Here is a 21033-nt window from a genome sequence, read left to right on the forward strand (position 1 = left end):
GCTAAACCCGATCGTTGATTTGGCAACGAGCGGGCGAGCCTAGAGCGCGCCGCAGGCCTCTCGCAATGGCTTGAGTGCGGCAAAAGTGTCTTTGGGAAATGGACTACGCGCAATGGGGAAAATCTGATGTAGGACTTGCCCAGGGCCAGGCTTCATTGTCGAAAAATGCAAAAGAAAGCTCGAAATTCCTTCTCGGATGACCGATTATCGCAGTACTACTCAGCCTCGTACGCAGCGATTAAGTTCGCTGGCCGTTGAGGTGAAAAAACCGGCCTCGAGCCGGTTTTTTCGTTTCTGGGGTGGAAATTTTCGTGAGTCTTTCCAGCACATCACGATCCAAACTATCCATATGCCATATCGATATTTCCCCCAACCCCGCTTATACCCCTATCCTCTGGTCACAACTTGTTATAACAAGTCAGCCAACTAGCGAAGAGACCCATGGCCGAACTGCTCCCCCTGTCCCCGGTACCGCTCTACACCCAGCTCAAGGAACTGCTGCGCGAGCGCATCCTCGATGGCACTTACCCGCCGCACAGCCGCATGCCGTCGGAAAGCGAGCTGGGCAAGGCGTTCGAGGTCAGTCGTATCACCGTGCGCCAGGCGCTGGGTGATCTGCAGAAAGAGGGGCTGATCTTCAAGATCCATGGCAAGGGCACCTTCGTCGCCAAGCCCAAGGCGTTCCAGAACGTCAGCACCCTGCAGGGCCTGGCCGAGTCGATGACGCAGATGGGCTACGAAGTGCTCAACCGCCTGCGCAGCTTTCGCCATGTGCCGGCCACTGCGCTGGTGGCGGCGCGCTTGCAGGTCGAGGAGGGCAGCCTGGTCACCGAGATTCGCCGGGTGCGGCTGATCAACCGCGAGCCGATCTCGCTGGAGCTGACCTGGCTGCCCAAGCATGTCGGCGAGAAGCTGGAAAAGGCCGACCTGGTCACCCGCGACATCTTCCTGCTGCTGGAAAACGACTGTGGAATCGCCCTGGGCCATGCCGACCTTGCCATCGACGCGGTACTCGCCGACAGCGACCTGACCCAGGCGCTGGAAGTGGAAGAGGGCTCGCCGATCATGCGCATCGAGCGCCTGACCCACGCCGCCGACGGCACGCCGCTGGACTTCGAACACCTCTATTACCGCGGCGATGCCTTCCAGTACCGCCTGCGCATCGACCGCCAGAAAGGGGGCAAGGCATGAGCATCCAGACCCAGGACTACGACATCATCGTCATCGGCGGCGGCACCGCCGGGCCGATGGCGGCGATCAAGGCCAAGGAGCACGACAAGCGCTTGCGCGTGCTGTTGCTCGACAAGGCCAACGTCAAGCGCAGTGGCGCCATCAGCATGGGCATGGATGGCCTGAACAACGCGATCATCCCCGGCCACGCCACCCCTGAGCAGTACACCAAGGAAATCACCGTCGCCAACGATGGCATCGTCAACCAGGCCACGGTGCACGCCTATGCCACCAAGAGCTTCGAGACCATCGAGCAGCTCGACCGCTGGGGCGTGAAGTTCGAGAAGGACGAGACCGGCGACTACGCGGTGAAGAAGGTCCACCACATGGGCGCCTACGTGCTGCCAATGCCCGAAGGCCACGACATCAAGAAGGTGCTGTACCGCCAGCTCAAGCGCGCACGTGTGGAGATCAGCAACCGCATGGTCTGCACCCGCGTGCTGCTTGACGCTGAAGGCGCTGCGGCCGGGGTGCTGGGCTTCGATTGCCGCAGCGGTGAATTCCGCGTGGTCCGTGCCAAGGCGGTGATCCTCGCCTGCGGCGCGGCCGGGCGCCTCGGCCTGCCCTCGTCGGGCTACCTGATGGGCACCTACGAGAACCCGACCAACGCCGGCGACGGCTATGCCATGGCCTATCACGCCGGTGCTGAGCTGGCGAATCTCGAGTGCTTCCAGATCAACCCGCTGATCAAGGACTACAACGGCCCGGCCTGCGCCTACGTCACCGGCCCCCTGGGCGGCTACACCGCCAACAGCAAGGGCGAGCGCTTCATCGAGTGCGACTACTGGAGCGGGCAGATGATGTGGGAGTTCCACCAGGAGCTCGAGGGTGGTAACGGCCCGGTGTTCCTCAAGCTCGATCACCTGGCCGAGGAAACCATCCAGAACATCGAAGAGATCCTGCACAGCAACGAGCGCCCCAGCCGTGGCCAGTTCCACGCCGGGCGCGGCACCGACTATCGCCAGCACATGGTCGAGATGCACATCTCCGAAATCGGTTTCTGCTCCGGGCATTCGGCCTCGGGGGTGTGGGTCAACGAGAAGGCCGAGACCAGCGTCAAGGGCCTGTATGCTGCCGGTGACATGGCAGCGGTGCCGCACAACTACATGCTCGGTGCCTTCACCTACGGCTGGTTCGCCGGGATCAATGCCGCGCGTTACGTCGCCGGGCGCGAGCTGGCCGAGGTCGATGTGGCCCAGGTCGAGCGCGAGCAGGCGCGGGTGTTCGCGCCGCTGCAGCGCGAGCACGGCCTGCCGCCGGCGCAGGTCGAGTACAAGCTGCGGCGCATGGTCAACGACTACCTGCAGCCGCCGAAAGTGACCAAGAAAATGGAGATCGGCCTGACCCGTTTCGCCGAGATCGAGCGCGACCTCGAGCAGATGAAGGCCAGCAACCCCCATGAACTGATGCGAGCCATGGAAGTAAGCGTGATCCGCGACTGCGCCGAGATGGCGGCACGGGCCTCGTTGTTCCGCCAGGAGAGCCGCTGGGGACTGTACCACCACCGGGTCGATTTCCCCGAGCGCAACGATGCCGAGTGGTTCTGCCACTGCCATCTGAAGAAGGGTGAGGACGGCGAGATGACCAGCTTCAAGAAGCCGGTGGAGCCGTACCTGATTGCCCTGGATGCCGAGGAGCAGAGTGCCTACGACCGACTGCGGGTGAAGGCCGACGCCGCTTAGAGCGCCGCAAGCCCTGTGGGAGCGGGCTTGCCCGCGAACCAGGGCGAAGCCCTGGCCATACCCGCAGTGACTTCTTCGCGGGCAAGCCCGCTCCTACAGGGGGCCGTGGACACCGTTACAGAGATAGAGGGCCAAAGGCCCCGAGGACCCCGTGAAATGGCCTACCAACCCCAGGAAATCTTCTTTCGCAGCAGCGCCCCGGTCACCATCGACGAAGACAAGTGCATCGCCGAAAAAGGCTGCACCGTCTGCGTCGAGGTGTGCCCGATGGACCTCTTGGCCATCAACCCAGCCACGCAGAAGGCCTACATGGCCTTCGACGAGTGCTGGTACTGCATGCCCTGCGAAAAAGACTGCCCGACCGGCGCCGTGAAGGTGGATATCCCCTACCTGCTGCGCTGAAAACACCCCCGCCATCCGGCGAACCACCGGACGCCCACACCGCAAGCCCCTCGTTTCCCACCACCCAAGCCTGGTGGCGGAGACGATTCCAATACCTAGACGATTCGAGGGGAAACACCCATGCGCCTTGCAGCAACCGTGGCCGGCCTCGCGCTGGCGATCACTGGCCTGAACGCCAGCGCCGAAACCATCCGTGTGGCCATCGGCACCCAGGACACCACCATCAACTGCGCCACTGGCGGCCTGCTGATCCGTGAGCTGGGCCTGTTGGAGAAGTACCTGCCCCACGACGGCAAGTACAAGGACGCGACCTACCAGGTCGAGTGGAAGAACTTCACCAGCGGCGCGCCGCTGACCAACGAAATGGTCGCCGGCAAGCTCGACTTCGGCGCCATGGCCGACTTCCCCGGCTCGTTCAACGGTGTCGCCCACCTCGATGCCGGCAAGCGCAGCCTGTTCATCAGCGTGCTGTCGGGCAGCGTGCATGGCAGCGGCAACGGCATCGTGGTACCCGCCGCCTCCAGCGTGCAGTCGCTGGCCGAACTCAAGGGCCAGACCATCTCCGTGCCCTTCGCCTCCACCGCCCACGGCATGCTGCTGCGCGCCATCGCCGCCCAGGGCTGGGACCCGCAGAAGGATGTGCGGATCATCGCCCAGGCCCCGGAAATTGCAGGTTCTGCCCTGCGCAGCAACCGCATTGAAGCCCACGCCGATTTCGTGCCCTTTGCCGAGCTGTTCCCCAACCGTGGCTTCGCTCGCAAGATCTACGACGGCTCCCAGGCCAACGCGCCGACCTTCCACGGCGCACTGGTCGATGCGGACTATGCGAAGAAATACCCGGAGGTGGTCACCGCCTACCTGCGCGCCAGCCTTGAAGCCGATCGCCTGATCGCGGCCGAACCTGAAAAGTACAGCGAGCTGATCGAGAAGGTCACCGGCATCGAGGCCGAGGTCAATTACCTGTTCCACGGCCCCCTCGGCCTGCAGACCCGTGACCTGACCTGGAAGCCCGAGTATCGCCAGGCCGTCGCCACCTCGATCGACACCCTCAAGCTGCTGAAAAAGACCGATCGCGGCCTGGATACCGACCGCTTCATCGACGACCAGTACCTCCGCGCCGCTTTCAAGCAGGCTGGCCTGGACTACGACAAGGCACTCAAGAACTATGCCCCATCGCCGCTGAATGCCAATGACGCCTTGACCGGCAAGCCGATCACCGACTTCAGCCGCCTGGCGCAGATCTGGGTGCGCGGCGAGGACAAGGTCCGTCATTACGCCTCGCCGGAAGCCGCCCTTACCGCCCTCGCCCAGCTCGAGCAGGAGGGCAAGGATATCCGCGCGATCTACGCCCAGGCCGCCGACAGCGGCATCAAGCTGCTGGCCAACCAGGCGTGGTTCGTGCGCAACGCCAAGGGCGAGCTGTCAGCCTTCCTGCTCAAGGACCAGGCCGAGCAGTACGCCAAGGCCCACGGCGGCGAAGCGCTGGACTTCGGTGACGCCAACCGCAAGCTCATCGCTCAGCGCTGAGTGAATGGAGCCGGGAGAATCCACATGAGCCGTTCCTTCGCGCGCTGGCCGTTGCGCCTGGCTTCGTTGCTGGCCTGCCTGCTGTTCTGGCAGGTGGCGGCCAGCCACAAGCTGAACTTCGGCCTGTTCACCTTCACCTATGTGCCGACGCCCGGCGCGGTGCTCGATGCGGCCTGGCAGCTGCTGGCCTCCAATGCGCTGCTGGCGCACCTGGGCAGCAGCCTGTCGCGGGTATTCGCCGGCTATCTGGCCGCAGCAGTGCTGGGGGTGGTGTTGGGGCTGTTGATCGGTCGCTCGAAATGGGCCGAAGACACCCTGTTGCCGCCGCTGGAAGTGCTGCGGCCGATCCCGGCGGTGGCGTGGATTCCCCTGGCGATCCTGATGCTTCCGTCCTCGGAGCTGTCGATGGTGTTCATCACCTTCACCGGCGCGTTGTTCCCGATCCTGCTCAACACCGTGCATGGCGTCGAGGCGGTCGACCCACGGCTGGTCGCCTCGGCGCGCAGCCTGGGAGCAGGGCGCTGGGCGATCCTGCGGGAAGTGGTGCTGCCTGGTGCATTGCCAAGCATCGTCACGGGCCTGGCCATCGGCATGGGCACCTCGTGGTTCTGCCTGGTGACCGCCGAGATGATCTCCGGGCAGTTCGGCATTGGCTACTACACCTGGGAGTCCTACACCTTGCAGAACTACCCGGACATCATCGTCGGGATGTTGCTGATCGGCCTGTTGGGCATGGGCAGTAGTGCCCTGGTCAAGCGCCTCGGTGCGCTGGCCACGCCCTGGTACCGCGCGCGGAGGAGTTCGTGATGGGCCGTTATCAACAGGCGCCAACGCCGGGGCGTATCGAGGCGCAGGGCGTGTCGATACGTCTGGGGCAGGGCCGCGAGGCGTTCGAGGCCGTGCAGGCGCTGGATTTTGCCATCGCCCCGGGCGAATTCGTGTGCATCCTTGGCCCCTCCGGGTGTGGCAAGTCTACTCTGCTCGGTGCCCTGGCCGGCCACCTGATGCCGGCCGGCGGCCAGTTGCACGTCGATGGCCAGCCCATCGACGGCCCGTCGCCCGAGCGCGGCATGGTGTTCCAGCACCACACCCTGCTGCCCTGGCGCAGCGTGCTCGACAACGTCGCTTTCGGTCTGAAGATGCAGGGGGTGGCCAAGCCCGAACGCCAGCGCCGCGCCCATGAAATGCTTCAACTCGTGGGGCTTGCCGACTTCGCCGAGCGTTGGCCCAGCCAGTTGTCTGGCGGCATGCAGCAACGGGCCGAGATTGCCCGGGTGCTGATCAACCATCCGCGCCTGCTGTTGATGGACGAACCCTTCGGTGCCCTCGACGCACAGACCCGCTCGCGCATGCAGGAGTTGCTGCTGGATATCTGGACGCGCATCCGCACCACCGTGGTGTTCGTTACCCACGATATCGACGAAGCGCTGTTCCTGGCCGACCGCATCCTGGTGATGAGCCCGCGCCCTGGGCGCTTCATCGAAGACCTGCGGCTGGACTTCGCCCGCCCGCGTCGCGCGAGCCTGCTGACCAGCCCGGCGTTCACCCACCTCAAGCGTCACTGCCTGGCGCTGCTGCGCCATGAAGAAGGCCGCGAACTGCCGCGCCTGACACCGTTGGGCCTGCCCGACACCGACCCTCCTGCGCTACGGATCGCCCTATGACTGATCGAATCACCGACAACCCCGATATCCTCGACCTGCTGCCACGCTTGGGCGATGGCGACGCTGGCGTACGGCGCATCGCGCTGATCGAGCTGGCCGATCTCGAAGACCCCGAAAGCCTGCCTTGGCTGACTGATGCGCTGCTGGTCGACACCCACGCCGAAGTGCGCGCCGAGGCCGCGCGCCTGCTGGAGGCCTGGGAGGAACCCGAAGTGGTGCAGGCCCTGTGTGCGGCGTTGGCCGATGCCGCCGAACCCGTGCGCCTGGCGGCGGCCCAGAGCTTGAGTGAGCTTAAGAGCTTGGAGGCAGGGCTGTTGATCTTGCCGTGGGTCAACCACGCCGAGCCTTTCGTGCGTGCCAGTGCCCTGCGCGCCCTGCGCGAGTTGCGCCTGGAAGAAGCCGCCGCACCTGCGTTGCTGGCGCTGGGCGACAGCGAGGCAGCGGTGCGCCGTGAGGCGGTGGGGATTCTTGGCTGGCTCAAGCATGAGCCGGCCTTGCCGGCCTTGGCACGGCTGGCTGGTGAAGAGGTGGATACCGACGTGCGCCGCGCGGCCATCGGCGCACTGGGCCTGGCCCGTGACGGCAGTGTATTGCCGGCGTTGATTGCCGCGCTGGGCGACCCCGCCTGGCAGGTGCGCGAAGAAGCCGCCACGACCTTGGGCAAGGTGGGCGAGGCGGAGGCGGGCAATGCACTGATTGCCGCGTTGAATGACAGCTATTGGCAAGTGCGTCTGCGGGCCGCCCGGGCGCTTGGCCGCCTGCGCCACCGCCCAGCGCTGGACGGCTTGGCCGTGCTGCTCGGCCATGGCATCGCCAACCTGCGCAAGGAGGCAGCCCTGGCCCTGGGCGAGCTGGGCGATGCGCGGGCTTTGGCGGTGCTGCGGGGGGGCGAAGACGACAGCGACCCCGAAGTGCGCAAGGCAATACGTATCGCCCTGGCGCAGTTGCAGGGTGTGGCGTGATGGATGTGCCCAGTGGCGTGTCGAACCAGCGCAGCGAGGGCGAGCTGGCGCTGCAATGGGGCGAGGTGCGCCAGGTGATCAGCCATGCTCGCCTGCGCGGTGCCTGCCCTTGCTCGCAGTGCCGTGCGGCGCGATTGCGCGGGGGTATCAGCCTGGTGGCGGAAGGTGTGCGGATAGAGCGCATCGAGCTGCAGGGATATGGCCTGCAACTGATGTTCAGCGATGGGCATGATCGAGGGATCTATCCCTGGGCGTATTTGCGCGAGCTGCAGTGACCGGGCAGGCTCCTTCCCGGGCAAGCCCGCTCCCACACAAGTTGCACGCGAACCCAAGCCTCCAAGAGCAGGCTTACCCGCGAAGCACTCACAGTGCAATCAGCTCCGGCCGCAACCCCTCCACCCGGCTCGGCGCGGGTCTCAGATGGTCACCCGCCCCGGTGATCTGCTGCAGCACCTTTTCGCGCAGGCCGTGCAAGGCCACGCCCGTGCGCAAGCGCGGATGCGGCAGCTCGATCTCGACCACCGCCTTGATCCGCCCTGGCCGTGGCTCCAGCACCACCACTCGGTCGGCCAGATACGTGGCTTCTTCGGCATCATGGGTGACCAGCAAGATGGTCACCCCCGACCGTTCGCGAATCGCCAGCAATTCGTCCTGCAACTGCTGCCGGGTCAAGGCATCCAGTGCGCCGAAGGGCTCGTCCAGCAGCAGGATGCGCGGGCTTGCCACCAGCCCGCGGGCGATCGCCACGCGCTGTGCCATGCCTCCGGATAGCTGGTGCGGATAGGCCGACTCGAACCCCGTCAGCCCCACCAGTTGCACGAACTCATGCACCTTGCGCGCTCGCTCGCCCTGGGTGAGCGGGTCGTTGACCAGGCCCAGGGCGATGTTTTGCTCGACCGTCAGCCAAGGGAACAGGCGATGCTCCTGGAACACGATGCCGCGTTCGCCGCCGATGCCGGTCACCGGCTTGCCGTCGATGCGGATGCTGCCGTTGAAGTCGGTGTCCAGCCCCACCAGCAGGCGCAACAGGGTGGACTTGCCACAGCCCGAGGCGCCCACGATGGCGATGAATTCACCTTCGTTGATCGACAGGTCGAAGCCGAGAATGGCCTCGAACGGTTGGCCGTCGACGCTGAAGGTCTTACCGACGTTTTCGAAGCTGACCAGCGGCGGGGTGGCGTCGGGTTGATTGGCGGCGTGCAGGGCCGAGGTGTTGAAGGCGTTCATGCGGTTCTCCAGCGCGTGGCGCGCGATTCGAGGCGTTGTCCGAGGTTGCCGAGCAGGGCACCGACCAGGCCGATCAGCACCATCGCGGCCATCACCTGGTCCATGCGAAACAGCTGTTGAGCGCCCAGCATCAGGCTGGCGATACCGCCGTCCGAAGGCATGAAGTATTCCGCGCCGATGGTGCCCAGCCAGGCGTAGATCAACGACAGGCGCAGGCCGGCGAAAATAGCCGGGGCGGCGCCGGGCAACACCAGCAGGCGCAGGCGATGGGGCAGGTCCAGGCGCAGTGTGCGTGCCGCTTCCCCAAGCTGCGGCGACAGGCTGGCAATGCCACGCTGGGTGGCGATCAGCAACGGGAAGAACGCTGCCAGCCCGACGAACACCAGTTTCGACCCTTCACCCAGGCCGAACCAGGCGGTCAGCAGCGGCACCCAGGCGAACAGCGCGACCTGGCGCAGCGCCGACAGGCTTGGCCCGAACAGGCGCTCGCCGGTGCGCGACAATCCCAGCACCAGGCCCACGGCAAAGCCTGCGCCCCCGCCGAGCAGCAGGCCGAGCAGGGTGCGCTGCAGGCTGCGCGCCATGGCGTCGGGGAGCGAGCCATCGAACAGGCCGCCAATCAGGCTGCGCAGCACCTCGAGCGGTGAGGTGAGGATATTGCCGTCGACCCAACCGAAACTGTTGCTGGCCTGCCACAACGCCAGCAACGCCAGCGGCAGTAGCCAGCCCTGCCAGGCGCGTGAGGTATCACGCAGGCGTTGTTCGCCGGTCGCCGATTGCGGCCAGTACAGCAGCCGGCGCTCCAGGTGCGAGAAGCCGTGTTCCATGCCGGCCCCGACCACACCGATCAGCAGGATGCAGAGAAACACCAGGTCGAGCATGAACAACTGCCGGCCCCAGACCATCAGGTAACCGATGCCTTCACTGGAGGCCAGCAGTTCCACTGCCAGCAATGAGGTCCAGCCGGTTGCCAGGCCCAGGCGCACGCCGGCCAGGAACGCGGGCAGGGCGGCGGGTAGCAACAGGCGCAGGAACAACAGGTGTGGCGGCAGGCGCAGTACGGCGGCGGCCTCGCGCAGCCGGGGCTGGGCGTCGCGTATACCGATCAGTGTGTGCAGGGTGACCGGTACCACCACGGCCTTGACCAGCACGACCAGCTTGAGCCATTCGCCGATGCCGAAGAACAGCATGAACAGCGGGATCCAGGCCAGTGTCGGGATCTGCGCGAGGGCGATGAAGGTGGGTAGCACCAGGGTTTGGGCGCGGCGAGAGCTGCCCAGCCAGGTGCCGAGCAACAGGCCGCTGACGATCCCGGCGAGCAGACCCCAGAGCAGGCGCTGCAGGCTTATCCACAGGTGGCCCCAGAGCTCGCCCGAGCCGTACTCCAGAGCCGTCTGCCAGACCAATGACGGAGCCGGCAGGATCTGCTCGCTCATCCAGTGCCGCTGGCTGGCCACCCACCACAAAAGCGCCACGGCGACCGGGATCACCCAAGGGATCGCCTTGTCTGCCCAGCCGCGCCTCGCGAAGGATACCCGCCAACCGCCCTGGCTCAACGCTGTCGTGCTCTCGCTCATCGATCCCTCTCTTGAAGCGTTTCAAGCTTATGCGCTAAAGGAATAAAAAATATTCAATGCCAATATCAAAGAAATAAGAGCATGCATCCTGTGCATCGGGAAGCCCCCGGACATTGCGTTTTGCTCATATTTGCGATGCGTCCTGCGCAAGCCGGGCGCAGAGCCGCGTCTTTGCTCATTTATAGCTTTCGGTTACTTGAGCATGAGTTTTCGGTCTTTGCCGGTTCTAAGCGGGGCGGCCTAGCGTTTGGCCAACGCGCCGGTCATCGCCGGCGGCAGCCTGCCAAGGAGCCACGCCATGAAAACCCCGTTCCGCCACCTATTGCTCGCCGCACTGTGCAGCGTCCTGCCGCTGACCGCTCAGGCCGCTGACAGCACCAGGCCCGAGGTCATCCGTATCGCCGTGCCTGACCTGAGCGCTGGCAGCAAACCCAGCGCCGGGGGCGTGGTCGATGTGCTACGTGATCAGCAACTGCTGGAAAAAGCCTTCGCCCAGGACGGCATCCGCATCGACTGGCGCTTCTTCAAGGGTGCCGGGCCTGCAGTCAACGAAGCTCTGGCCAACGGCCAGGCAGACTTCGCCTACCTGGGCGACCTGGCCGCGATCATCGGCAAGTCCAGCGGCCTGGACACCCATGTGCTGGCGGCCGGGGTGCGTGGGGTGAAGAGCTACCTGGGGGTGGTGCCGGGCTCCGGCATCCGCAGCCTGGCGGATCTGAAGGGCAAGCGCGTGGCGGTGTTCCGTGGCACCGCCAACCAGCTGTCGTTTGCCAGTGCCCTGGCCAGCCAGGGGCTCTCGGAGCGCGACCTGAAAGTCATCAACCTGGACTTCAACGCGTCCAACGCGGCGCTCGCCGCCAAGCAGATCGACGCCACCTGGGGCCTGTCGAACCTGCTGTCGCTGCGTGACCGCGGGCTGGTCGAGCTGCCGGTCAACTCGCGCGACCTCAAAGGCGCTGGCAGCACCCAGTCGGTACTGGTAGGCACGGGCGAGTTCATCCGCCAGCACCCGGACCTGGTCCAGCGCCTGGTCAGCACCCAGCAGCAGGCGGTGAACTGGCTGCGTGACGAGCGCAACCGTGAGGCGTACCTGGATCTGGTGTCGAGCACCGCCAACTGGCCGCGCAGCGTGCTCAGTGACGACCTGGCCCAGGAAAATCTCGCCCACTATTTCGATCCGCGCCTGGATGGCGAATTCGTCGGCCTGCTGCAGCAGGGCGTCGACCTGGCCGCCAAGGAGCGCCTGATTCGCCGCAGTTTCCAGGTATCCGACTGGATCGACCCCCGTTTCATCGATACCGCCCTGCAACAGGAACAGGCCGTCCAGGCCGCCCGCTGAATCCATCGTAAGGAGCACGACATGAGCAACGCCGCATTGGCCGCCGCGCCACAAGCCCTGGAACTCGATATCCATCCGGTCGCCGGCCGCATCGGTGCCGAAATCCGCAACCTGAAGCTGTCCGCTGACCTGGACACTGCCACCGTCGACGCCCTCCAGGCGGCGCTGGTGCGGTACAAGGTGATCTTCTTCCGTAACCAGACCCACCTCGACGACCAGGGCCAGGAAGCCTTCGCCAAGCGGCTCGGCGAGCCAATCGCTCACCCCACCGTGCCGGTGGTCGATGGCACCCGCTACCTGTTGCAGCTCGACGGCGCCGAGGGCCAGCGCGCCAACTCCTGGCACACCGACGTGACCTTCGTCGACGCCTACCCCAAGGCGTCGATCCTGCGCAGCGTGGTGGCGCCGGCCTCCGGTGGCGATACGGTCTGGGCCAACACCGCGAGCGCCTATCAAGAGCTGCCTGAACCGCTGCGCGAGCTGGCCGACAAGCTCTGGGCCGTGCACAGCAACGAGTACGACTATGCCGGCGCCAAGCCGGATGTGGACCCCGAGCGGCTGGAGCGCTATCGCAAGGTGTTCACCTCGACCGTGTACGAGACCGAGCATCCGCTGGTGCGCGTGCACCCGATCAGCGGTGAACGGGTGCTGCAGCTGGGGCACTTCGTCAAGCGCATCAAGGGGTATTCACAGGCGGATTCGAACCACCTGTTCAACTTGCTGCAGGGGCATGTGACGCGTCTGGAGAACACCGTGCGCTGGCGCTGGCAGGCGGGGGACGTGGCGATCTGGGATAACCGCGCGACGCAGCACTATGCGGTGGACGATTACGGCACCCAGCCGCGGATCGTGCGGCGGGTGACCCTGGCCGGTGAAGTGCCGGTGGGGGTGGATGGGCAGTTGAGTCGGACCACGCGCAAGGGGTGATCCTGTAGCGGGTGTCTCGGCTTCTTCGCGGGCAAGTCCGCTCCCTGTGGGATCGCGCTTGCCCGCGAAAAGTCCACGACCGATCCCTAACCTTCCCCGTCACAAGCAATCAACTGCCGCACCAACCCCTGCGCCAATGGGGACAACCCATAGCCCACCCGGCTGACGATGCCGTAGCGGGTATGGCAAGCCTCTTCCTGTTCCGCCGTCAGGTCCACCAGCTCCAGCGCCACCAGCCGCTCTTCGTCCTGATAAGGCCGCAAGTTGCCCCGGCAGGCGATGCCGATGGTGTCCGATTGCATCACTACGTTGAGCAGCGCATAGCCATGCTCGCACTCCACGTTGGGCAGGAAGTCCTGGCGGCCGCTCATCTCGCTGAGCACCTTGCGGATGTTCGGCGGGCGCAAGGTGGTGGCCATCGGGTAGTCGAACAGGTCACGCGCGCGCACCTCGTTGCGCTCGGTCAGCGGATGCCCGGCGCGGCAACAGAAGTACCAGCGTTGCGGCGTGAGTTTGTGCACCCGGTAGTCCGGGTCGGCTTCGAACTGACGGGTGTCGGCGACGAAGAACTCGATCTCCTCGGCCATCAGCCTGCGGTTCAACGCCTGCCAGTTATCCACCTGGAAGCAGGTGCGCGCCGCCGGAAACTCGGTCACGAAGCGCGCCACCGCGCGCGGCACCAGCCCACCGGCAGGCGCCGGCCCCGAACCGAAGCGCACCATGCCGGTCGTCGCGCCATTGAACTGGTTGATCTCGTTGACCAGGTTGTGCGCGCCATGCACCAGGCGCCGCGAATGCTCCAGTACCAACTGGCCCTGGCGGGTCGGTGCCAGCTCCTTGCTGGCGCGGTCGACCAGGCGACAGCCGACGTTGTGCTCCAGCGTCTGGATGCTGCGGCTGAAGGCCGATTGCGACAGGTTCACGGCCGCGGCGGCGGCGACGAAGCTGCGGTGCTCGACCAGGGCGATGAAGTGGCGAAGCTGACGGAGATCGATATGCATTTTCTACATGAAAACTTTCGGTGAAATGCAATTGCTGACAAGGGTTGTGAACCTTATAAATGCAGTTACTTATTCCACAAAATATGAAATGCAAATATTTATATCTCTTAAAAGAATATAAGCCCCTCTGACTGCGATTCGGTTCCGTCAACGGAAATGCTCGCCAGGGCCCATGCCTCAAGGAGCATCTGCATGTCGCGAGTTTTCCGTTGGCCGACGCGTGCGTCGCTGTTCACCCTGCAACCCCTGGCCGCTGGTGTGCTGTTGGCGACCGCCGGTCATGTCCTCGCCGAGCCGGCGCCTGCCGACGCTGCGCCCACCGTCGAACAGGACGCCAAGCTTGGCACCGTCACGGTCAATGCCCGGCGCCGCGAGGAAACCTCGCAGAGCGTGCCCACGCCCATCAGCGTGCTGGGCAGCGAAACCCTGGAAACCCAGCGTATCTACCGAGTGCAGGACCTGCAGCAGCTGGTGCCCAGCACCAATGTCGCCTACGTCCATGCGCGCCAGTCGAGCATCTCGATCCGCGGCCTGGGCAACAACCCGGCCAGCGATGGCCTCGAAGGCAGCGTCGGGGTGTATCTGGACAACGTCTATCTTGGGCGCCCCGGCATGGCCGTGTTCGACCTGCTCGACGTGGAGCAGCTCGAAGTGCTGCGTGGCCCGCAGGGCACGCTGTTCGGCAAGAACACCACGGCCGGGGTACTCAACATCACCACACGCAAGCCGACCTTCCAGCGCGAGGGCAGCGTGCAATCGTCGCTGGGCGAGGACGGCTACTGGCAAACGCAAGGCAGTTTCTCCGGCCCGATCACCGACACCCTCGCCGGGCGCATCAGCGCTTACCGCACCGAGGACGACGGCTATGTGAAGAACCTCTACAACGGCGACGATCTCAACGGTGGCAAGCGCCAGGGTTTTCGCACCCAGTTGCTGTTCAAGCCCAGCGATACCTTCAACCTGCGCTGGATCGGCGAGTACAACGAAGAGGACTCCAACAACGGCATCCTCAGCCTCTACAGCACCGGCCCGACCATCAACGGCGTCAACCGCTACGAAAGCCTGGCCAGCCAGGCTGGCGCTACCTTGGTGTCGGGCAAGAAGCGCAAGGTCAACTTCGATGCCGACCAGATGGTCAAGGTGTTCCAGGGCGGCACTTCGGTCGAGGCCAACTGGACGCTGCCCAACGACTTCACCCTGACCTCGATCACCGCCTACCGCTGGTGGGATTTCACGCCACGCAACGACGACGGCCTCAACGTGCCCGCCGCCTATAACGCGGGCGTGTCGGTGCGCGACAAGCAGTACTCGCAGGAACTGCGCCTGGCCTCGCCCACCGGCGGCTTCTTCGACTACGTGCTGGGGGCCTACTACTTCAAGCAGGACCTGGACAACAAGTCGTTCACCTATTACGGCCCCCAGGCCGACATCTGGAACGCCACCCCGGCCGGTGCCTTGGCCAACGTCACCACCCTCGGCAACGGCCACATCGATACCGACAGCTATGCGTTGTTCGCCCAAGGCACCTGGCACCTGACCGAGCGCCTGGACTTCACCGCAGGCGTGCGCGGCACCTATGAAGAGAAGAATGCCTGGGTGACCCGCGACGATCCCTTTGGCGGTGCCGCGGTCACCGGTGCAGCAGCGACAGCACGCCAGGGCCGGGTCGGGGCCTACGATTCGGGCGACCTCAGCCAGTACAGTTTCGCGCCGTCGGGGCTGCTGAGCCTGAGTTACCGCTTCAACGACGAGGTGCTTGGCTACGCCAGCCTTTCGCACGGCGAAAAGTCGGGTGGTGTGAACCTGACCGTCGGCGCCGCCCCGCGCTTGGGCACCGACTCGCTGCAGGTCGGCACCGAGCGGGTCAACAACGCCGAGCTCGGGGTCAAGAGCACGCTGCTCGACAACCGCCTGCAACTCAATGCCAACCTGTTCTGGGCGCAGGTACATGGCTACCAGGCCAACGTCTACGACCAGGTCAATCGCGTGCAGTACCTGGCCAACGCCGGCAGCGTGCGCTCGCGTGGTTTCGAATTCGAGGCCACGGCCGTGCCATTGCGCGGCCTGACCTTGAACTTCAACGGCTCGTGGAACGACGTGCGCTACACCGAGTACAAGGACGCCCCGTGCCCGCCGGAGGTCAGCCTGGTCAACGCCGCCGCGACTTGCGACCTGTCCGGCCACCAGGTGGTCGGTGCCTCCAAGTACATCGCCAACCTCAATGCCCAGTACAAGTGGCAACTGGCCGAGCGCATCGAGCCCTATGTCACCGCCAGCTACGCCTTCCGCTCTCGCGCAGTGGGCACCATCGACGACTCGGACTACGGCCAGATCCCCAGCTACGCCATCGTCAACCTCTCCACCGGCGTGCGCCTGGACCAGGGCGACGGCGTGCTCGACCTGTCGCTGTGGGTGAAGAACGCCGGCGACAAGACCTATTTCACCAGCCTGTGGAATTCCGCCAACGGCGGCTATGCCGGCGTGCTCGGCACGCCGCGCACCGTGGGCGCCACCGCCCGCTACGACTTCTGAGGACAAGGAGCTTTGCCATGAACGCCAAGACCGAAACCCCCGCACTGCCCGAGGGCGCCTGCATCACCGCCAAAGTGCCCACCGACGACCAGGCGCTGCTCGGGGACATCGTCGTCAACCCGTACCGCCTGGCGCCGCTGACTGCGATCATCCGCGACGGCGGGCGCACCATCAGTAACGCCCATGTGCGTGTGCTGGGCCGTGGCGAGCGGGGTGTGGACATCGCCTATGACGTTTCCGACCGCTCGCTGTGGACTTACGGCGGCATCCCGGTGTTCGGGCTCTACCCGGACCACGTCAACCAGGTCGAGGTCAGCTACAAGCTCGACGGTGAGCGCGTGCGTGAGCGTTATGAAATCTACGCCCCGGCCGTGCGCCTGCCGGTAGTGGCGAAACAGACGGCGGCGTTGCCGCTGGTCGAACCGATCAAGGTGGCGCCGGGCTTCGAGAAACGTCTCTACCTGTTCAACCACCTGCTGGGCGAGATCCCCGGTGGCCGTGCCTTCAAGTGGAACGGCCTGGGCGGTGCTGCCGAGTGGGATCAGGTCGGCAACAACTGGATCGCCGACAGCAATGGCGATGTGCGCTGGTACCTGGATATCGAGCAGATCCACGACTCCAACCGCCGCGATGGCCTGGGCGGGACCATGGGCTTCCAGCAGACCCGCGACGGCAAGCTGATCTGGGGCCAGGGCCAGACCTACTCCAAGTTCGACCTGCTGGGGCGGCGTGTCTGGCAGCGCAACCTGCCGGACAAGTTCGCCGACTTCTCCCACGAGATCCGCGAAACGGCACAGGGCACCTACCTGCTGCGGGTGGGCACCAGCGACTACCGGCGTCCGGACGGCAAGCGCGTGCGCTCGATCCGCGACCACATCATCGAGGTTGACGAGGCGGGGGATGTCCTGGACTTCTGGGACCTCAACCAGATCCTCGACCCCTACCGCGGCGACCTGCTGGAAACCCTCGGCAAGGCGGCGATCCAGTTGCCGGCGGGCGTGCACAAGCAGGACGAGCGCCTGGCCAACGAGCTGGCCGAAGGCGACCTGCCGTTCGGCGACACTCCCGGCGTCGGCACCGGGCGCAACTGGGCGCACGTCAATGCCATCGACTACGACGCCGATGACGACAGCATCATCGTTTCAGCGCGTCATCAAGGGGTGGTGAAGATCGGGCGTGACAAGCAGGTGAAGTGGATCCTCGCCTCGCCCCAGGGCTGGCCCGTGCGGCTGAAGGCCAAGGTGCTGACGCCAGTGGGCGGCGATGGCTTCGACTGGTCGTGGACGCAGCACACCGCCTGGCTCACCGGCAAGGGTACGCTGACCGTGTTCGACAACGGCTGGGGCCGCGATTTCGCCCCGACCAAGCTCAGCGGCAACTACAGTCGCGCGGTGGAATACCGGATCGATGAGGCCGAGGGCACGGTCGAGCAGGTGTGGGAGTACGGCAAGGAGCGAGGCGACGAGTGGTATAGCCCCATCACTTCGGTGGTGGCCTACCGTCCGGAGACCGATACCCAGTTCATCTATTCCGCCTCGGTGGGCTACCTGACGCCGGAGAAGCTCACCACTACGGTGCTCAATGAGGTGCGCCGGGGGACCCAGGAGGTGTTGGTGGAGTTGAAGGTGCACAGCCGTCAGCCGGGGAGTGTGGGGTATCGGGCTTTGGTGATCGAGTTGGACAAGGCCTTCTGATAAAGCGGCATCACATTTTCGTCAGCTCGATCGTCTAATCTTTGCTGGCCCTATCGCGGAACAAGCCCGCTCCCACAACCTGTGGGAGCGGGCTTGTTCCGCGATAGGGCCAGCGCTGTCTAAAGACCATTCGTTCTTTTTTTCGAACAGCCTATTGTCCAACACCCCAGCACCCGCTTAGCATTCGTTTGAGATTTCAAACGCTCGATACCCAATATTGAACACTTGGCTCGTTTGGGTGCCAGAATTCCTGACGGCAGCCCCACCAGGGGCGCCTTTCAACAATCAACAAGACGTTCCGTGCCAGCGCGGCGCGGTCAAGGGAAGCCGACATGCAGCTCAAAGACGCTCAGTTGTTCCGCCAGCAAGCCTTCATCAACGGTGAATGGCTGGATGCGGACAGCGGTCAGACCATCAAGGTGACCAACCCGGCCACCGGCGAAGTCATCGGTACCGTGCCGAAGATGGGGGCTGCGGAAACCCGCCGCGCCATCGAAGCCGCCGACAAGGCCCTGCCGGCCTGGCGTGCCCTGACCGCCAAGGAGCGTTCGAACAAGCTGCGCCGCTGGTTCGAGCTGATGATCGAGAACCAGGACGACCTGGCTCGCCTGATGACCACCGAGCAGGGCAAGCCCCTGGCCGAAGCCAAGGGCGAAATCGCCTATGCCGCCTCCTTCATCGAGTGGTTCGCCGAGGAAGCCAAGCGCGTCTACGGCGACACCATCCCAGGTCACCAGCCAGACAAGCGCCTGATCGTCATCAAGCAGCCGATCGGTGTCACCGCGGCCATCACCCCGTGGAACTTCCCGGCGGCGATGATCACCCGTAAAGCCGGCCCGGCCCTGGCCGCTGGCTGCACCATGGTGCTCAAGCCTGCTTCGCAGACCCCTTACTCCGCCCTGGCCCTGGTCGAGCTGGCCACCCGCGCCGGTATCCCGGCTGGCGTGCTGAGCGTTGTTACCGGCAGCGCTGGCGAAGTCGGCGGCGAGCTGACTGGCAACTCCCTGGTACGCAAACTGTCCTTCACCGGCTCGACCGAAATCGGTCGCCAGCTGATGGAAGAATGCGCCAAGGACATCAAGAAGGTTTCCCTGGAGCTGGGCGGCAATGCTCCGTTCATCGTGTTCGACGACGCCGACCTGGACAAGGCGGTCGAGGGCGCGATCATCTCCAAGTACCGCAACAACGGCCAGACCTGCGTCTGCGCCAACCGTATCTACGTGCAGGACGGCGTCTACGACGCGTTCGCCGAGAAGCTCAAGGCTGCCGTTGGCAAGCTGAAGATCGGTAACGGCCTGGAAGAAGGCACCACCACTGGCCCGCTGATCGACAACAAAGCGGTCGCCAAGGTCCAGGAACACATCGAGGACGCCGTCTCCAAGGGCGCCAAGGTGCTGTCCGGTGGCAAGCTGATCGAAGGCAACTTCTTCGAGCCGACCATCCTGGTCGACGTACCGAAGACTGCCGCCGTCGCCAAGGAAGAGACCTTCGGCCCGCTCGCGCCGCTGTTCCGCTTCAAGGACGAGGCCGAAGTCATCGCCATGTCCAACGACACCGAGTTCGGCCTGGCCTCTTACTTCTATGCCCGCGACATGAGCCGCGTGTTCCGCGTCGCCGAGGCCCTGGAATACGGCATGGTCGGTATCAACACCGGCCTGATCTCCAACGAAGTCGCGCCGTTCGGCGGTATCAAAGCCTCGGGCCTGGGCCGCGAAGGTTCCAAGTACGGCATCGAGGACTACCTCGAAATCAAATACCTGTGCATCAGCGTTTGATGCGCTAAGGGCTTTACCTCTGCCAGCGGGGCGCGAGAGCGACGTCTCGCTGGTTTTTTTGACATGCAGTACCTGGTGGCCAGGGCGCCGGTGACAGTCGATCAACGAATACTGTTCGCAGGCACACCCAGCCACCCCCGAATAACAGCGCCGTCAGAGTCGGCGCGAATGAGGGCATTATGAGCAAGACCAACGAATCCTTGATGCAACGCCGTGTCGCCGCCGTCCCACGTGGCGTTGGCCAGATCCACCCGATCTTCGTCGAGTCGGCGAAGAACTCCACGGTGATCGACGTTGAAGGCCGCGAACTGATCGACTTCGCCGGCGGCATCGCAGTACTGAACACCGGCCACCTGCACCCGAAAGTGGTCGCTGCCGTTCAAGAGCAGCTGACCAAGGTCAGCCACACCTGCTTCCAGGTGCTGGCCTACGAGCCTTATGTCGAGCTGTGCGAGAAGATCAACAAGCTGGTTCCGGGTAACTTCGACAAGAAGACCCTGCTGGTTTCCACCGGCTCCGAAGCCGTTGAAAACGCCGTGAAGATCGCCCGTGCCGCCACTGGCCGTGCCGGTGTGATCGCCTTCACCGGTGGCTACCACGGCCGCACCATGATGACCCTGGGCCTGACCGGCAAGGTCGTGCCGTACTCCGCAGGCATGGGCCTGATGCCAGGCGGCGTGTTCCGTGCCCTGTTCCCGAGCGAGCTGCACGGCGTGAGCGTCGATGACGCCATCGCGTCGGTCGAGCGCATCTTCAAGAACGACGCCGAGCCACGCGACATCGCTGCGATCATCCTCGAGCCAGTACAAGGCGAAGGCGGTTTCCTGCCAGCGCCGAAAGAGCTGATGCAGCGCCTGCGCGCCCTGTGCGACCAGCACGGCATCCTGCTGATCGCCGACGAAGTGCAGACCGGCGCTGGCCGTACCGGCACCTTCTTCGCCATGGAGCAGATGGGCGTCGCGCCTGACCTGACCACCTTCGCCAAGTCCATCGCTGGCGGCTTCCCGCTGGCCGGTGTGTGCGGCAAGGCCGAATACATGGACGCCATCGCCCCAGGTGGCCTGGGCGGCACCTACGCCGGTTCGCCGATCGCCTGCGCCGCGGCCCTGGCCGTCATCCAGGTGTTCGAGGAAGAGAAACTGCTGGACCGCAGCAAGGCCGTTGGCGAGCGCCTGACCGCCGGCCTGCGTGAAATCCAGAAGAAGCACTCGATCATCGGTGACGTCCGTGGTCTGGGTTCGATGATCGCCGTGGAAGTGTTCGAGAAGGGCACCCACACCCCGAACGCTGCCGCCGTGGCCCAAGTGGTCGCCAAGGCCCGTGACAAGGGTCTGATCCTGCTGTCCTGCGGCACCTACGGCAACGTCCTGCGGATCCTGGTTCCGCTGACCGCCGAAGACGCCCTGCTGGACAAAGGCCTGGCCATCATCGAAGAGTGCTTTGCTGAACTGGCTTGATCGCCGATCCGCGTAGCCGATAAAAAACGCCCAGGCA

General features: G+C 64.8%; 17 protein-coding genes. 14 read left to right on the top strand and 3 right to left on the bottom strand.

Annotation, left to right across the window (positions count from 1 at the left end):
* The first annotated feature begins 441 nt into the window (after window positions 1–441).
* The 8 genes from AB688_RS03295 to AB688_RS03330 all read left to right on the top strand — a co-directional run bounded on the left by AB688_RS03295 (window position 442) and on the right by AB688_RS03330 (window position 7742).
* Entirely contained in the window at window positions 442–1191 is a 750-nt protein-coding gene (locus AB688_RS03295; protein ID WP_063542160.1) for a GntR family transcriptional regulator, read from the top strand.
* On the top strand, window positions 1188–2912 hold the full coding sequence (locus tag AB688_RS03300) for a fumarate reductase/succinate dehydrogenase flavoprotein subunit (protein ID WP_063542162.1): 1725 nt from the start codon (window positions 1188–1190) through the stop codon (window positions 2910–2912). The genes AB688_RS03295 and AB688_RS03300 overlap by 4 nt, the downstream gene beginning before the upstream one ends.
* 156 nt (window positions 2913–3068) lie before the next feature.
* Complete coding sequence (locus tag AB688_RS03305) at window positions 3069–3314, top strand: 4Fe-4S dicluster domain-containing protein (RefSeq protein ID WP_008096634.1); 246 nt, start codon at window positions 3069–3071, stop codon at window positions 3312–3314.
* A gap of 120 nt (window positions 3315–3434) precedes the next feature.
* Window positions 3435–4841, top strand: coding sequence for an ABC transporter substrate-binding protein (locus AB688_RS03310; RefSeq protein ID WP_063542164.1), 1407 nt, complete (start codon window positions 3435–3437; stop codon window positions 4839–4841).
* Window positions 4842–4865: 24 nt separating this feature from the next.
* A complete protein-coding gene (locus AB688_RS03315; RefSeq protein WP_063542166.1) occupies window positions 4866–5648 on the top strand; it encodes an ABC transporter permease in 783 nt (260 codons plus the stop codon).
* Window positions 5648–6505, top strand: coding sequence for an ABC transporter ATP-binding protein (locus tag AB688_RS03320; RefSeq protein ID WP_063542168.1), 858 nt, complete (start codon window positions 5648–5650; stop codon window positions 6503–6505). Before AB688_RS03315 ends, AB688_RS03320 begins: the two co-directional genes overlap by 1 nt.
* Window positions 6502–7467 carry a HEAT repeat domain-containing protein gene (locus AB688_RS03325; protein ID WP_063542170.1) on the top strand — a complete coding sequence of 322 codons (966 nt, stop codon included), beginning with the start codon at window positions 6502–6504 and terminating at the stop codon, window positions 7465–7467. The genes AB688_RS03320 and AB688_RS03325 overlap by 4 nt, the downstream gene beginning before the upstream one ends.
* Complete coding sequence (locus AB688_RS03330; RefSeq protein WP_054891636.1) at window positions 7467–7742, top strand: DUF971 domain-containing protein; 276 nt, start codon at window positions 7467–7469, stop codon at window positions 7740–7742. Before AB688_RS03325 ends, AB688_RS03330 begins: the two co-directional genes overlap by 1 nt.
* An 88-nt stretch (window positions 7743–7830) precedes the next feature.
* Here the strand turns inward: AB688_RS03330 and AB688_RS03335 are convergent, their stop codons facing one another.
* Both AB688_RS03335 and AB688_RS03340 read right to left on the bottom strand, forming a co-directional pair.
* A complete protein-coding gene (locus AB688_RS03335) occupies window positions 7831–8694 on the bottom strand; it encodes an ABC transporter ATP-binding protein (RefSeq protein ID WP_063542172.1) in 864 nt (287 codons plus the stop codon).
* A complete protein-coding gene (locus AB688_RS03340) occupies window positions 8691–10271 on the bottom strand; it encodes an ABC transporter permease (protein WP_081255185.1) in 1581 nt (526 codons plus the stop codon). Before AB688_RS03340 ends, AB688_RS03335 begins: the two co-directional genes overlap by 4 nt.
* Window positions 10272–10569: 298 nt before the next feature.
* On the opposite strand from AB688_RS03340, the gene AB688_RS03345 reads away from it, so the two are divergent.
* On the top strand, window positions 10570–11610 hold the full coding sequence (locus tag AB688_RS03345) for an ABC transporter substrate-binding protein (protein WP_063542174.1): 1041 nt from the start codon (window positions 10570–10572) through the stop codon (window positions 11608–11610).
* A gap of 21 nt (window positions 11611–11631) precedes the next feature.
* Entirely contained in the window at window positions 11632–12537 is a 906-nt protein-coding gene (locus AB688_RS03350; protein ID WP_054891639.1) for a TauD/TfdA dioxygenase family protein, read from the top strand.
* Window positions 12538–12623: 86 nt separating this feature from the next.
* Here the strand turns inward: AB688_RS03350 and AB688_RS03355 are convergent, their stop codons facing one another.
* On the bottom strand, window positions 12624–13538 hold the full coding sequence (locus AB688_RS03355) for a LysR family transcriptional regulator (protein ID WP_063542176.1): 915 nt from the start codon (window positions 13536–13538) through the stop codon (window positions 12624–12626).
* Between the two features lie 192 nt (window positions 13539–13730).
* On the opposite strand from AB688_RS03355, the gene AB688_RS03360 reads away from it, so the two are divergent.
* The 4 genes from AB688_RS03360 to gabT all read left to right on the top strand — a co-directional run bounded on the left by AB688_RS03360 (window position 13731) and on the right by gabT (window position 20996).
* A complete protein-coding gene (locus AB688_RS03360) occupies window positions 13731–16070 on the top strand; it encodes a TonB-dependent receptor (protein WP_063542178.1) in 2340 nt (779 codons plus the stop codon).
* Window positions 16071–16087: 17 nt separating this feature from the next.
* Window positions 16088–17764 carry an aryl-sulfate sulfotransferase gene (locus AB688_RS03365; RefSeq protein WP_063542180.1) on the top strand — a complete coding sequence of 559 codons (1677 nt, stop codon included), beginning with the start codon at window positions 16088–16090 and terminating at the stop codon, window positions 17762–17764.
* Between the two features lie 332 nt (window positions 17765–18096).
* On the top strand, window positions 18097–19539 hold the full coding sequence (gene gabD, locus AB688_RS03370) for an NADP-dependent succinate-semialdehyde dehydrogenase (protein WP_054891643.1): 1443 nt from the start codon (window positions 18097–18099) through the stop codon (window positions 19537–19539).
* Between the two features lie 179 nt (window positions 19540–19718).
* The gene (gene gabT, locus AB688_RS03375) at window positions 19719–20996 is read left to right on the top strand and encodes a 4-aminobutyrate--2-oxoglutarate transaminase (protein ID WP_063542182.1); all 1278 of its coding nucleotides are present in this window, start codon (window positions 19719–19721) and stop codon (window positions 20994–20996) included.
* Window positions 20997–21033 lie beyond the last annotated feature (37 nt).

It is taken from the genome of Pseudomonas putida (genome assembly GCF_001636055.1).
In the GTDB taxonomy this organism is placed as follows: Bacteria; Pseudomonadota; Gammaproteobacteria; order Pseudomonadales; family Pseudomonadaceae; genus Aquipseudomonas; species Aquipseudomonas machongensis.

Bases quoted from the DNA above. Each gene is read 5' to 3' on its own strand.
- AB688_RS03295 (WP_063542160.1), top strand. From the start codon at position 442: ATGGCCGAACTGCTCCCCCTGTCCCCGGTACCGCTCTACACCCAGCTC.
- AB688_RS03300 (WP_063542162.1), top strand. From the start codon at position 1,188: ATGAGCATCCAGACCCAGGACTACGACATCATCGTCATCGGCGGCGGC.
- AB688_RS03305 (WP_008096634.1), top strand. From the start codon at position 3,069: ATGGCCTACCAACCCCAGGAAATCTTCTTTCGCAGCAGCGCCCCGGTC.
- AB688_RS03310 (WP_063542164.1), top strand. From the start codon at position 3,435: ATGCGCCTTGCAGCAACCGTGGCCGGCCTCGCGCTGGCGATCACTGGC.
- AB688_RS03315 (WP_063542166.1), top strand. From the start codon at position 4,866: ATGAGCCGTTCCTTCGCGCGCTGGCCGTTGCGCCTGGCTTCGTTGCTG.
- AB688_RS03320 (WP_063542168.1), top strand. From the start codon at position 5,648: ATGGGCCGTTATCAACAGGCGCCAACGCCGGGGCGTATCGAGGCGCAG.
- AB688_RS03325 (WP_063542170.1), top strand. From the start codon at position 6,502: ATGACTGATCGAATCACCGACAACCCCGATATCCTCGACCTGCTGCCA.
- AB688_RS03330 (WP_054891636.1), top strand. From the start codon at position 7,467: ATGGATGTGCCCAGTGGCGTGTCGAACCAGCGCAGCGAGGGCGAGCTG.
- AB688_RS03335 (WP_063542172.1), bottom strand. From the start codon at position 8,694: ATGAACGCCTTCAACACCTCGGCCCTGCACGCCGCCAATCAACCCGAC.
- AB688_RS03340 (WP_081255185.1), bottom strand. From the start codon at position 10,271: ATGAGCGAGAGCACGACAGCGTTGAGCCAGGGCGGTTGGCGGGTATCC.
- AB688_RS03345 (WP_063542174.1), top strand. From the start codon at position 10,570: ATGAAAACCCCGTTCCGCCACCTATTGCTCGCCGCACTGTGCAGCGTC.
- AB688_RS03350 (WP_054891639.1), top strand. From the start codon at position 11,632: ATGAGCAACGCCGCATTGGCCGCCGCGCCACAAGCCCTGGAACTCGAT.
- AB688_RS03355 (WP_063542176.1), bottom strand. From the start codon at position 13,538: ATGCATATCGATCTCCGTCAGCTTCGCCACTTCATCGCCCTGGTCGAG.
- AB688_RS03360 (WP_063542178.1), top strand. From the start codon at position 13,731: ATGTCGCGAGTTTTCCGTTGGCCGACGCGTGCGTCGCTGTTCACCCTG.
- AB688_RS03365 (WP_063542180.1), top strand. From the start codon at position 16,088: ATGAACGCCAAGACCGAAACCCCCGCACTGCCCGAGGGCGCCTGCATC.
- gabD (WP_054891643.1), top strand. From the start codon at position 18,097: ATGCAGCTCAAAGACGCTCAGTTGTTCCGCCAGCAAGCCTTCATCAAC.
- gabT (WP_063542182.1), top strand. From the start codon at position 19,719: ATGAGCAAGACCAACGAATCCTTGATGCAACGCCGTGTCGCCGCCGTC.